The following is a 12,922-nucleotide window of genomic DNA, read 5'->3' as shown; positions in this document are numbered from 1 at the left end:
TCCGGCGAGCTCCAAGTTGGTCCGGATGAGGAAGCGAATCGAGGCGGTGTCGTCGACGACGAGCACTCTGGGCACGGGATTCACGGTAGCCCCCGTGCGATAGGCTCACACGGCAGTTGGCCCGACCGACGCAGTCGGATTTCAGATTGTCTAGCGGGCCCCCGTAGCTCAGGGGATAGAGCGCCGCCCTCCGGAGGCGGAAGCGCAGGTTCGAATCCTGCCGGGGGCACCACCATCCACCGCACGGCCGACGAAGTCCTGCTGGACGCACCTACACTTTCGGTCGTGACGATCATCGGGACGCCCCTGTCGGCCGACGCGACGCGCGTGCTCCTCCTCGGCGCCGGAGAGCTCGGCAAGGAAGTCGTGATCGAGCTCCAGCGCCTCGGGATCGAGACCATTGCGGTCGACCGATACGCCAACGCACCGGCGATGCAGGTCGCACACCGCAGCCATGTCATCGACATGCTCGATCCCATAGCCATCCGAGCCGTCGTCGAGCAGGAGCGTCCGCACTGGGTGATCCCGGAGATCGAGGCGATCCACACGCCTACCCTCCTGGAGCTCGAGGCCGAGGGCGTGACCGTCGTGCCGACTGCCCGCGCCACCCGGCTCACGATGGATCGCGAAGGCATCCGGCGGCTCGCCGCCGAAGAGCTCGGTCTGCCGACCTCGCCATACCGCTTCGCCGACTCGCTTGCCGAGCTCAAGGCTGCCGTCGAGGACGTTGGCACGCCCTGCGTCGTCAAGCCGGTGATGTCCTCGTCGGGCAAGGGCCAGTCGGTGGTCCGTGAGCTGGCCGACGCCGCCACGGCCTGGGAGTACGCACAGGACGGCGGCCGCGCCGGCGCAGGTCGCGTGATCATCGAGGGATTCGTCGACTTCGACGAGGAGATCACGCTCCTCACGGTCAAGCACGCCGGCACGGGCGGCGGACCTGACGTCATTTCGTTCTGCTCACCCATCGGACACGTCCAGGTCGACGGTGACTACCGCGAGTCGTGGCAGCCACAGACACTCGGTCCTGCCGTGCTGGACCGCGCACAACAGGTCTCAGCTGCCGTCGTCGAGAATCTCTGCGGCAAGACCGGTCGAGGACTCTTCGGGGTCGAGCTGTTCATCCGGGGCGACGAGGTCATCTTCTCCGAGCTCTCCCCGCGACCCCACGACACCGGGCTCGTAACACTCGTGTCGCAGGATCTCTCAGAGTTCGCTCTGCACGTTCGGGCCGTCCTGGGATTGCCGATCCCCAACATCCGCACGCGCGGACCAGCGGCGTCGTGCGCGGTCCTCCTTGAGGGCGAGATCGACGCACCCCGGATTACCGGCGTCGATGACGCGGTTGCCGAACCCGACACGACTCTGCGGCTGTTCGGCAAGCCTGCCGTGTCCGGGCGACGGCGCATGGCAGTGACGCTCGCTCTGGGCGAGGATGTCGACGCGGCTCGCGCCCGCGCCCGACGCGCTGCGGCCCATCTGCGTATCGCCGACTGAGCATCTCGCACGTGTAATCTTCACCAAGGGCGTCAGCTCCCACCGAGCAGCGGTTCCCCTGTCGAAAGACCTACGACGGACACACCATGATCAAGCTCGCTCTCGGCGTCATCGCCCACACCGCCAAGGAAAACGAGCGCCGGCTGCCGATCCACCCGCGGCACCTGGACCGACTCAGCAAAGCCGTACGCCCACACGTATTCCTTGAAGAGGGGTACGGCACGAACTTCGGCTACTCCGACGACGAGCTCCGCCCACTCGTTGGCGGAATGCTTTCGCGCACCGAGCTGATCGAACGCTGCGACGTGATCCTGCTGACCAAGCCCCAGCCTTCAGATCTCCTCGAGATGCGCGAAGGGCAGATCCTCTGGGGCTGGCCGCACTGCGTTCAGGACACCGCGCTCACCCAGGCCGCGATCGACCGCAAGCTGACCCTCATCGCGTGGGAAGTCATGAATCACTGGAGCGGTGACGGCAACTTCCTGCTGCACGTGTTCCACAAGAACAATGAGCTCGCCGGCTACTGCTCGGTCCTGCACGCGATGGAGATCGCGGGTCTGACCGGCAACTACGGTCGCCGACTCAGCGCCGCCGTGATCGGGTTCGGGGCCACAGCTCGCGGCGCTGTCACCGCACTCAGCGCACACGGGATCCACGACGTCGACATCTTCACGCAGCGAGGCGTGGCAGCAGTGAGCGCGCCGATTCACTCTGCTCGGATCGTGCACTTCGACCCCGCAGACTCACCAGCCGAGAGCCGTGCCTTCATTGACCAGCAGTGGGTTCCGATGCCGGCGCTGCTGGCCGAGCACGACGTGATCGTCAACTGTGTGCTGCAGAACCCCAACTCCCCCGTGTCATTCCTGATGAATGTCGACCTGCCGACGCTGGCCTCCGGCACGATCATCGTGGACGTCTCTTGCGATGAGGGCATGGGCTTCGAGTGGGCCAAGCCGACCAGCTTCGAAGAACCGACGTTCACGGTTGGCAATGGCGTGCTCTACTACGCCGTCGACCACAGCCCTTCATACCTCTGGAACTCCGCGACCTGGGAGATCAGCCAGGCACTGCTGCCGTATGTGTCCAAGGTTCTCGCCGGTGAGAAGGCGTGGGATGCAGACGAGACCCTTCGCCGCGCAATCGAGATTCGCAACGGCGTCGTGCAGAACCCGGAGATCCTGGCCTTCCAGAACCGCCCCGCTGAATACCCGCACATCACCACATAGCGGTCAGACGAGCGGCTTGCCCTTGCGCACGCGGCGACGGAAGTCAGCCATGTAGAAGTTGAACGGGAACTCCCGCAGGATGCGGGGACTGTGCCGCGTCACGAAGCCGACGACCTTCATCAGCCGGTCGAACCTCTTCTGCTGGCGCAGCGTCCAGGTCAGCTGCATCTCTTCGCGGAATCGCGGTGGCAGGAACCCGGTCGTGACGAAGGTGTTGAACGTCGCGAAGAGCTTGCCGAGCTTGAGTGGAAGGTGCTCGAACCGGACGACCTCCATCAGGTACGCGCGGATGCGGTCGTCAATGTGGACCTGCTCGAGCGCCTTCTCCCAATACTCCTCGAACTCCTCACGGGTCGCGGGCCACATCGACTCGCGTACCTGCAGGGTCGTACCGAGCTTTGCCGAGTGTTGATAGACCGCCTCACGGTCGGCAGGATCAATCCCGCCAATGAACTGCCGGTAGACGTCCTCGACGCCGTAGTAGATGCAGGCTGCGACCCACAGCTGGAGCTCGGGATTCATACCGTGGTACTTGACCGGGCTCTCACTGGTCTCGTCGTTGAAGACCTGATTGTGCGAGGTGTCGACCGCGGCCTTGTAGGCATCGCGCTCCTCGTCCGTCCCGTACGCGACGACCGAGAGATACGTCAGGGTTGTGCGTTGTCGCTTGATTGGGTGCAGGTCGATGCGTCCGGACAAAACCCTGCTCTCCTTGACGCCGTAACCGACACCAGGCCACGACAGCTGCATGATCACGTTGGCAGTGCCGGCGAGCAGAGCGGCACCGAAGACCCCCTTGTGGATCTGAGGGACTCTTGTGACGGCGGTCGTGGTCATGCCAACTCCCAATCTGCGTACGTTTGTGTTCAGATTGTGTCCTGCTCGAGGTTCGTTGGCAAGGGATTCACCGAATGTGTCTGTCACGGGCGCGCGGTAGCGTCAGTTCCACACCTTCGACGAGAGGCAACACGATGCCCACACGCACAGCCCGCACCGCCTGGGACGGCGGACTGCAGGACGGTTCCGGCCAGGTTGAGCTCACCAGCTCCGGACTCGGCACGTTCGACGTCTCCTTCCCCAAGCGCGCATCGGAAGATGGCGGGGGCGTCACCAATCCCGAAGAGCTCGTCGGGGCAGCCCATTCGGCGTGCTACGCCATGTCATTGGCTGCAGCCCTCGGCAAGGTCAATGCGACCCCGCACTCGATGGACGTGACGGCTCACGTCTCCGTCGGCATGAGTGCGGCCGGCCTGGGCCTCACGGGCATCGAGCTGGTCGTACGCGCTGAGGTCGAAGGAATCGACAATGCGGCCTTCCTCGAGGCAGCTGAGGCAGCCAAGATCAACTGCCCGATCAGCAAGGCGTTGACCGGCGTACCGATCACACTGGACGCCGCACTCATCACGGCCTGACGCGGCGTGAAGCCCTCGATCTCGGGTCGCCTTCACGCGCAAGGGCTCGACGTTCCACGATTCGACACGGCGATCGACGTCGTACGACATCTCGGTTGTGTTCAGTCGCAGCTTCACGACATGGGGTTGTGGGCTGTCGCCAGACGAACGGGGGGACTGACGAAGTCCGACCTGGATGCAGCCTTCGCGCAAGGTGACTTCTTGCGCACGCACGTGCTGCGACCGACCTGGCATTTCGTCGACCCGTCGGACATCCATTGGCTGCTGGCCGTCACAGCCCCTCGCATCCGGCAGATGATGTCGTCGAGCAACAACACGATCGGCCTCTCGCCGGCCAAGCTCGAACGAAGCGCCGAGGTCATCGTCGAGGCTCTTTCGGACGGGCCGCGTACACGCTCTGAGCTGGGGATCGCGCTCTCCGAAGCGGGAGTGGACCCGACCGGCCACCTGATTCACATGGCGATGAACGCCGAGATTGAGGCGCTGGTCATCAACGGTCCGATGCGCGGCAAGCAGCACACGTACGTACTCCTTGACTCCATCGTCGCCGCACCTCCTGAACAGCCACGGGACGAGCTGCTTGCTCTCATCGCCAGACGCTACGCTCGTGGTCACGGGCCGATACGCGACAAGGACCTCGCGTGGTGGTCCAGCCTCACGCTGACCGAAAGTCGACGGGCGATTGAGCTCGGCGAGCTTCGTCCCACCGACATCGACGGTGAGACCTACTGGTCGCACGACGAGCTCGTCGACGCAGAGCATCCTCCGGCGATGCTCTTGTCGAACTTCGACGAGTACATCTCCTACGCCCGCGACCCCGGGGACTACGAGCGATTCGACGGCACGGTCGACGAGATGATGCGCGGCGCCGGGCTGCTGGTGGTCGGCGGGCAGCTCGCCGGAATGTGGACCCGCACCTTCACGTCCAAAGCGGTCGCGATCACCGTGCGCTGCTCTCCCCGGGTGACTCCAGCGATCAAGCGGGCGCTGGAAGCTGAAGCGCAGGCATTCGGCCGCTTTGTCGAGCGCGAGCCCCAGCTTCAGATCAACGACTGAGCACAGCGACCAAAACTCGCCAGAACACGCCCGAACGAGCCATCGCCATGGCAATCTGAAATGTGGGTGACGACGCGGGCCAACCGCCGTACGACGCACTAGGCCTGCGCGTTACCCTTGTAAGCGAAGTTTTCACATGCGTTTCAGCACTTAGCCGGAAGAGGCGATCGAGGCAGTGGCCAACTCCTCACCAGACCACACAACCCCTGATTTTGGAACGAATCAGTGGCTCGTAGAGGAAATGTACGAACGCTTTCAGGAGGACCCGACTTCGGTCGATCCGACCTGGGCGACATTTTTCAAGGATGGCCCTCCGCCGTCGACCAACGGCAACACGCCGAAGGCCGCCGCTGTTGCCAGCGTGACGCCTGAGGCGCCGGTGGCCAAGCCAGCCGATGCCCCCGCAGCCCCCGCAGCCCCGGCAGCCACACCCGCCCCGGCCATTCCCACCGAACCTGCGGCCGAGAAGGCCGCAGCTCCCGCGAAGCCTGCCGAGGCGAAGCCAGCGGCTCCGGCAGCGACCCCCGAGTCGCCAGCAACCGCGAAGGTCGGACCCGGCGACGTCGGCAAGACCGTGCTCAAGGGTGCAGCCGCTCGAACCGTCCAGAACATGGATGCCAGCCTCGCAGTCCCGACCGCGACCAGCGTCCGCTCAATGCCCGTCAAGCTGCTGTTCGACAACCGCGTCGTGATCAACAACCACCTGGCGCGTGCGCGTGGTGGCAAAGTCTCGTTCACACACCTCATCGGCTGGGCGATCGTCCAGGCGATCAAGTCCATGCCGGCGATGAACACCGGCTACGAGATCGTCGACGGCAAGCCCAACCAGCTCAAGCCCGAGCACGTCAACTTCGGTCTCGCGATCGACCTGCAGAAGCCCGACGGCAGCCGTACGCTCCTTGTCCCGTCGATCAAGGCCGCCGAGACCCTGACGTTCGCCCAGTTCTGGGCCGCGTACGAAACGATGGTCACCAAGGCGCGCAACAACAAGCTCGAAGTCGCAGACTTCCAGGGCACCACGGTCAGCCTGACCAACCCCGGCGGCATTGGCACCAACCACTCGATCCCTCGCCTCATGCAGGGCCAGGGCGTCATCGTCGGCGTCGGCTCGATGGAATACCCGCCCGAGTTCCAGGGCGCCTCCGAGCACACGCTCGCGCAGATGGCGATCTCGAAGATGATGACGCTGACGTCGACCTACGACCACCGCGTCATCCAGGGTGCGCAGTCCGGTGAGTTCCTCAAGAAGGTCCACGGACTTCTGCTCGGCGAAGACGAGTTCTACGACAACATCTTCCGTGCACTCAAGATCCCGTACGAGCCCATCCGCTGGGCACAGGACATCGCGGTCAGCCATGACGACGAGGTGCACAAGCAGGCTCGTGTTCTGGAGCTCATCCACGCGTTCCGGGTCCGCGGCCATCTGATGGCTGACACCAACCCCCTCGAGAACCACGCCCGCAGCCACCCCGATCTCGACACTGCGAGCCACGGGCTGACGCTGTGGGACCTCGACCGCGAGTTCGCCACGGGATCGTTCGGCAACGGCAAGCGGTTCATGAAGCTGCGCGAGATCCTCGGCATCCTGCGCGACTCGTACTCCCGCACCATCGGACTCGAGTACATGCACATCGACGACCCTGCCGAACGCGCCTGGTTCCAGGAGCGCATCGAGCGCCCGCACACCAAGCCGCCGCGCGAAGAGCAGTTGCGCATCCTGCAGAAGCTCAACCAGGCCGAGGCGTTCGAGACTTTCCTGCAGACCAAGTTCGTCGGCCAGAAGCGGTTCAGCCTCGAAGGCGGCGAGACCACGGTCCCCGTACTCGACGAGATCTGCGAAGCAGCAGCAAGCGACGCTCTTGACGAGGTCTGCATCGGTATGGCCCACCGCGGGCGCCTGAACGTGCTCGTCAACATCGCCGGCAAGCACGCCAGCCAGGTGTTCCGCGAGTTCGAGGGCAACATCGACCCCCGTACGGTCCAGGGTTCCGGTGACGTGAAGTACCACCTGGGCGTCGAGGGTGAGTTCACCTCCGGTGCCGGCGACAAGATCAAGGTCTCCGTCGCGGCCAACCCGTCACACCTCGAGGTCGTCGACCCCGTGCTCGAAGGCATCACCCGCGCCAAGCAGGACCGCCTCAACCGCGGCATCGAGTACCCCGTGCTCCCAGTTCTGGTGCACGGCGATGCGGCGTTCGCAGGACAGGGAGTCGTCGCCGAGACGCTCAACCTCTCTCTGCTGCGCGGCTACCGTACGGGCGGCACGATCCACCTGATCGTCAACAACCAGGTCGGCTTCACCACCTCGCCGTCCTCCTCGCGTTCGTCGCAGTACTGCACCGACGTCGCGCGCATGATCCAGGCGCCGATCTTCCACGTCAACGGCGATGATCCCGAAGCCTGCATCCGGGTGGCACACCTGGCCTACGAATACCGCCGCACGTTCCACAAGGACATCGTCATCGACCTCGTCTGCTACCGCCGCCGTGGGCACAACGAGGGTGACGACCCCAGCTTCACGCAGCCACTGATGTACGACACGATCGAGAACAAGAAGTCGGTGCGCAAGCTCTACACCGAGGCTCTGGTCGGACGTGGCGACATCACGCTCGAAGAGGCCGAAGCAGCCCTGACCGACTACCAGGCACAGCTCGAGCGCAACTTTGCCGAGGTCAAGGAAGCCGCGTCCGATCCCGGCTACTCGCGTACCCCCGACTACCCCGAGAAGCCTGAGCACTCCGGCGAGCTCGTCACGGCCGTCACACCCGAGATGCTCAAGGCGATCGCGGATTCCTACACCAACGTGCCCGAGGGTTTCACGGTTCACCCCAAGGTGCTCCCACAGCTCCAGCGTCGTGCCGCGTCGATCACCGCCGGCCCGATCGACTGGGGCACCGGAGAGATCATCGCGATGGGCTCGCTGCTCGCGGATGGCCGCCCCGTACGCATCTCCGGCCAGGACACGCGGCGCGGCACGTTCGCCTCGCGGTTCGCGACGATCATCGATCGCGTCAACGCAAACGAGTGGACGCCGCTGACCAACGTGACCGATGACCAGGCCACGTTCTACGTCTACGACTCGCTGCTGAGCGAGTACGCCGCGCTCGGCTTCGAGTACGGCTACTCGGTCGCACGTCCTGAGGCACTCACGATCTGGGAGGCGCAGTTCGGTGACTTCATCAACGGCGCCCAGTCCGTCGTTGACGAGTACATCTCCTCCGGCCAGACCAAGTGGGGTCAGAAGTCCGGTGTCGTGCTGCTGCTGCCGCACGGCTACGAAGGTCAGGGGCCCGACCACTCGTCGGCACGCATCGAGCGTTTCCTCGAGCTGTGCGCTGACAACGCGATGACGATCGCACAGCCCTCGACGCCTGCGTCGTACTTCCACCTGCTGCGTCGCCAGAACCTCGAGACCGAGCATCGTCCGCTGATCGTCTTCACGCCGAAGTCGATGCTCCGCAACAAGGCTGCGACCTCGCAGCCCGAGGACTTCACCAGCGGCACGTTCCGTCCGGTGATCGGTGACGACTCGGTCAACACCGCATCGGTCGAACGCGTTCTGGTCTGCTCCGGCAAGATCGCCTGGGACCTGTTCGCCGAGCGCGCCAAGCGTGAGCACGAGGCATCGCGTACGGCGATCGTGCGACTCGAGCAGATCTACCCGCGCCCGACGGCCGAGCTCAACGCCGAGATCGCCAAGTTCCCCAACGCGCGCGAGATCCGCTGGGTCCAGGACGAGCCCGCCAACCAGGGTCCGTGGCCGCACATCGCCCTCAACTTCATGGGCGAGTTCGACGGCCTTCCGCTGTCGCGGGTGTCGCGTCCGGCATCGTCAGCTCCGTCTGTCGGTTCGCACGCACGCCACATCGAGGAGTTCGAGGCGCTGATGGCGCAGGCATTCGCCTGATCGTCTGATGTACTTCACCGACCGCGGGATAGAAGAGCTTCAGAGCAGGCGAGGTGACGAGCAAATCACCTTCGCCTGGCTCGCGGAGCAGCTGAGCACCTTCGTCGATCTCAACCCCGACTTCGAGATTCCCGTCGAGCGCCTGGCCACGTGGTTGGCCAGGTTGGATGACGAGGACGAATAGTCATACTCGCCTGACAGGCTGAGTCAGTGAACTTCGACCAGCCGCCCGTAGTACGCGTTTCGCGTAGTTCCGAAGCCGAACTGGCCGCCGGCGAGTGGCCTCTGACGATCCCGGCTGTTGAGCAGCTGCTGAAAAACGGTCTAGACCTGGGGGCAGGCGTCACCTTCCTCGTCGGCGAGAACGGATCGGGCAAGTCGACGCTCGTCGAAGCGATAGCCGTCGCCTACGGACTGTCGCCAGAAGGCGGAAGCGCCCACGGCCGTCACGAGACACGGACCACCGAGTCGCCGCTCCATCGCGACCTGCAGATTCAACGCGGCATCGGGACAGGTCGCTGGGGCTTCTTCCTGCGGGCCGAGACCATGCACGGCTGGTACACCTACATGGACGAGCATCGCGGTCCCAACGACACCGACTATCACGCGATGAGTCACGGCGAGTCCTTTCTCGAGGTGCTCAACCGCAAGTTCGACTCACCGAGCTTCTATTGTCTCGACGAGCCTGAGGCTGCGCTCTCCTTCCGATCGACACTGACTCTGATCCGAGTGCTCCACGACATCGCCGCGTCGGGTGGGCAAGTTCTGTGCGCCACACACTCGCCCGTACTCGCATCGATGCCAGGTGCTCGCATCATCGAGGTCGGAGACTGGGGAATGCGCGATGCCGAGTGGAGTGACCTTGAGCTGGTTCACCACTGGAAGGCGTACCTCGATGCACCCATGCGCTACCTGAGGCACACCCTCGCCGACGACTAGAGCGTCAGGACGATCTTGCCGAAGACGCTTCCGTCGATGACCGATGCGAGGCCCTCGGCAGCATCAGCCATCGGAAGCTCACGGTCGATCAGTGGCCTGGTGCCGGTGACATCCATGAACTGCGCCAACGCGTGAAGCTCATCGCGGGTGCCCATGGTCGAGCCGTGAACACGCATCTGCTGGAAGAAGATCCTGGTCAGCTCCGCATGTGACGGGGCATCACCCGAGGTCGCACCAGCAATCACGATCGTTCCGCCGGGACGCATCGACTTGACGGAGTGCGACCAGGTGGCCGCTCCGACCGTCTCGATGACGGCGTCGACCTTCGACGGCAGTCGGGCGCCGGACTCGAACGCTTCGTGTGCTCCGATCTCGACCGCACGATTGCGCTTGTCCTCGTCGCGACTGGTCGCGTAGACGCGGAATCCCGCTGCACGCGCCAACGTGATGGCTGCCGTCGCGACACCGCCTCCCGCGCCCTGAACCAGCACTGTGCCGCCCTGCTTGAGTCCTGACTGCGTGAACAACATCCGGTACGCCGTCAGCCAGGCCGTCGGCAGGCACGCGGCTTCGGCGAATGAAAGACCCTCAGGCTTGGCGACGACGTTGCGCTTCGGCACCGTGACTCGTTCGGCGAACGTGCCCTGGTGACGTTCTGAGAGCAGCGAACGCTTGGGATCAAGTGTCTCGTCGCCGCGCCACGACGGGTCGCTGATGACGGCATGCACGAGGACCTCATTGCCGTCCTCATCGAGACCGGCCGCGTCGCATCCAAGGATCATCGGAAGGCGATCGGCCGGCAGGCCGACCCCACGCAGACTCCATACATCGTGGTGATTGATCGAGGCAGCCTTGACCGTGACGGTCGTCCACCCGTCGGGCACCTCGGGTTCGGGGCGATCCCCTACGACGAGGCCATCCAAGGGCGCGTCGGGGTTGATCTGGTCTGCATAGACGGCGAACATCCAGCTCCTCGGGACGTTGAGTGCGTTGGGGCGTCAGTATGGCCGACGCGCAAGACCCTCGCGCCGTGCAGTGTCGGTGACGGCACGCGCCACCGTCGCAGCGACTCGCGGGTCGAACGGCGACGGGATGATGAACGACTCGGTGAGGTCGTCACCCACGAGATCGGCAATGGCCTGAGCTGCGGCGAGCTTCATACCTTCCGAGATCCGCGTTGCACGCACGTCGAGCGCGCCACGGAAAATCCCGGGGAAGACCAGCACGTTGTTGATCTGATTGGGGAAGTCCGAACGACCGGTCGCGACCACTCGTGCGTACTTGTTGGCGATGTCGGGATGAACCTCGGGATGCGGGTTGGCGAGTGCGAACACGATCGCGTCAGGTGCCATCGACGCGACGGCTTCCTCAGGAACGGTGCCGCCGGAGACGCCGATGAAGACGTCTGCGCCGGACAGTGCGTCCGACACGGAGCCGGGACGTGCCCAGTCCGCTGTCTCGTCGGCGAGCCACTGCTTGACCTCGTCGAGCTGGCCGCGGCTCGAGTGCACGACTCCGCTGCGATCGACGACCGCTATCTTGTGGACGCCTGCTGTCTTGAGGATCTTGGTGATCGCCACTCCGGCCGCGCCCGCACCCGAGATGACGACCTTGACGTCCTCGATGTAGCGATCGGTGACCCGCAACGCGTTGAACAGTGCCGCCAGGACCACAACCGCCGTACCGTGCTGGTCGTCGTGGAAGACAGGGATGTCGAGGCGCTCGATCAGACGGCGCTCGATCTCGAAGCAGCGTGGGCTGGAGATGTCTTCGAGGTTGATCCCGCCGAACGACGGAGCAAGTCGCACGATGGTCTCGACGATCTCGTCAGGATCAGTCGTCGCCAGGGCGATCGGGATCGCGTCGACGCCGCCGAACTGCTTGAACAGCACCGCCTTGCCTTCCATGACCGGCATAGAAGCTGCGGGACCGATGTCACCGAGGCCGAGCACCGCGGTGCCGTCGGTGACGACCGCGACAGTGTTGGACACCCAGGTGTATTCGTGAGCGACCTCGGGGTCAGCTGCAATGGCCTCGCACACCTGGGCGACGCCCGGTGTGTAGGACTTGGCGAGATCGTCGGCATTGTTCAGCGGTACGGTCGCCGCGATCGCCATCTTGCCGCCGCGATGCAGCGCAAAAATGGGGTCTTCGGGGTCCGGCGCCGGTGTATGCACGTCGATATCTGTCGCAACCATTGAATGCCTCGGGAAGTTGAAAACTAGTGACGGGACCGATCAGATCGCCGATGCGGCAGTTGGCCGCTCATGGGCACCCGCACCGAAGGGGTGGTTTGTGCAGGTCGTGCCCGGTTCTCAGTCTCTCACAACCGGTATGTCACGTCCCAACGCCCGGGTGACTGGAGGAGCAAGCAGGCAGCTCAGCACCACGACGGCGCACACGCCCATCACGATTGCCAGCCACGCGGTGTCTTCGTTGCGCAGGTTCCACGCGAGCAGCAGCTGGATCAGGTGAGTGACGACGAGTGGGCTGCGCGCCCAGGACTCACCCTGAGACACCCGCCAGGCTGCGAACGCCTGACCGATGCCGTAGATGGCGAGCAGGAGACCAGCTCCGACGCCCAGTCCGAGCCGCTCGCGCGACACATCTGCCAGGTCGAGCACGGCCAGGACGATGTACGCGAGGGCCTCCACTGCGACCACGACGGCGGCAATGCCGAGCAGCGTTCGAGCCGACTTCTTGAGCGGTTCTGGGGGTGTCACTGCGCCAGCCTACGAAAGTGTGACCCAACTCAACAATTCGCAAGGGTCCTTACCCTTGTAATGCAGTTGAAACCTTGAAAACATGGAGCCTCAGCCTTGGAACGGGTCAGACCGGCCTGCCCACGGCGCAACCGAACGGGAAGGAGTGTCCACATGGATTGGCGT

The 12,922-nt window shown here is 64.5% G+C and carries 11 protein-coding genes and 1 tRNA gene; 8 read left to right on the top strand and 4 right to left on the bottom strand.

The window, feature by feature from the left end; genetic code table 11:
• Positions 1-157 precede the first annotated feature (157 nt).
• The 3 genes from V6M39_RS05720 to V6M39_RS05710 all read left to right on the top strand — a co-directional run bounded on the left by V6M39_RS05720 (position 158) and on the right by V6M39_RS05710 (position 2,720).
• Positions 158-232: transfer RNA gene (locus V6M39_RS05720), tRNA-Arg, on the top strand.
• A gap of 53 nt (positions 233-285) precedes the next feature.
• Positions 286-1,494: a formate-dependent phosphoribosylglycinamide formyltransferase gene (purT, locus tag V6M39_RS05715; protein WP_332642784.1), complete on the top strand. Its 1,209-nt coding sequence runs from the start codon at positions 286-288 to the stop codon at positions 1,492-1,494.
• 86 nt (positions 1,495-1,580) lie between these two features.
• Positions 1,581-2,720 carry a N(5)-(carboxyethyl)ornithine synthase gene (locus V6M39_RS05710; RefSeq protein WP_332642783.1) on the top strand — a complete coding sequence of 380 codons (1,140 nt, stop codon included), beginning with the start codon at positions 1,581-1,583 and terminating at the stop codon, positions 2,718-2,720.
• 3 nt (positions 2,721-2,723) lie between these two features.
• Here V6M39_RS05710 and V6M39_RS05705 read toward each other — a convergent pair whose 3' ends face one another.
• The gene (locus V6M39_RS05705; RefSeq protein WP_332642782.1) at positions 2,724-3,557 is read right to left on the bottom strand and encodes an oxygenase MpaB family protein; all 834 of its coding nucleotides are present in this window, start codon (positions 3,555-3,557) and stop codon (positions 2,724-2,726) included.
• Between the two features lie 134 nt (positions 3,558-3,691).
• Between V6M39_RS05705 and V6M39_RS05700 the strand changes: the two genes are divergently transcribed.
• From V6M39_RS05700 to V6M39_RS05680, 5 genes are all read left to right on the top strand, one after another.
• On the top strand, positions 3,692-4,132 hold the full coding sequence (locus V6M39_RS05700; protein ID WP_332642781.1) for an OsmC family peroxiredoxin: 441 nt from the start codon (positions 3,692-3,694) through the stop codon (positions 4,130-4,132).
• 6 nt (positions 4,133-4,138) lie between these two features.
• A complete protein-coding gene (locus tag V6M39_RS05695; protein ID WP_332642780.1) occupies positions 4,139-5,188 on the top strand; it encodes a winged helix DNA-binding domain-containing protein in 1,050 nt (349 codons plus the stop codon).
• A gap of 175 nt (positions 5,189-5,363) precedes the next feature.
• Positions 5,364-9,095 (top strand): multifunctional oxoglutarate decarboxylase/oxoglutarate dehydrogenase thiamine pyrophosphate-binding subunit/dihydrolipoyllysine-residue succinyltransferase subunit, encoded by a 3,732-nt coding sequence (locus tag V6M39_RS05690; RefSeq protein ID WP_332642779.1) that lies wholly within the window; start codon positions 5,364-5,366, stop codon positions 9,093-9,095.
• A 7-nt stretch (positions 9,096-9,102) separates the two neighbouring features.
• On the top strand, positions 9,103-9,279 hold the full coding sequence (locus V6M39_RS05685; RefSeq protein ID WP_332642778.1) for a DUF6104 family protein: 177 nt from the start codon (positions 9,103-9,105) through the stop codon (positions 9,277-9,279).
• Positions 9,280-9,305: 26 nt separating this feature from the next.
• Entirely contained in the window at positions 9,306-10,034 is a 729-nt protein-coding gene (locus V6M39_RS05680; protein WP_332642777.1) for an AAA family ATPase, read from the top strand.
• Here the strand turns inward: V6M39_RS05680 and V6M39_RS05675 are convergent.
• The 3 genes from V6M39_RS05675 to V6M39_RS05665 form a co-directional block, all read right to left on the bottom strand.
• Positions 10,031-10,999: a zinc-binding dehydrogenase gene (locus V6M39_RS05675; RefSeq protein ID WP_332642776.1), complete on the bottom strand. Its 969-nt coding sequence runs from the start codon at positions 10,997-10,999 to the stop codon at positions 10,031-10,033. The two genes, V6M39_RS05680 and V6M39_RS05675, sit on opposite strands and share 4 nt — an antisense overlap.
• Positions 11,000-11,032: 33 nt before the next feature.
• The gene (locus V6M39_RS05670) at positions 11,033-12,232 is read right to left on the bottom strand and encodes an NAD(P)-dependent malic enzyme (RefSeq protein WP_332642775.1); all 1,200 of its coding nucleotides are present in this window, start codon (positions 12,230-12,232) and stop codon (positions 11,033-11,035) included.
• Positions 12,233-12,349: 117 nt separating this feature from the next.
• Positions 12,350-12,757, bottom strand: a complete 408-nt coding sequence (locus V6M39_RS05665; RefSeq protein ID WP_332642774.1) for a hypothetical protein — start codon at positions 12,755-12,757, stop codon at positions 12,350-12,352.
• Between the last annotated feature and the right edge of the window lie 165 nt (positions 12,758-12,922).

It is taken from the genome of Aeromicrobium sp. (assembly GCF_036675695.1).
GTDB lineage: Bacteria > Actinomycetota > Actinomycetes > Propionibacteriales > Nocardioidaceae > Aeromicrobium.
Note: the sequence above shows the minus strand (reverse complement) of the source record. Positions and strands in the feature narration are given on the sequence as shown.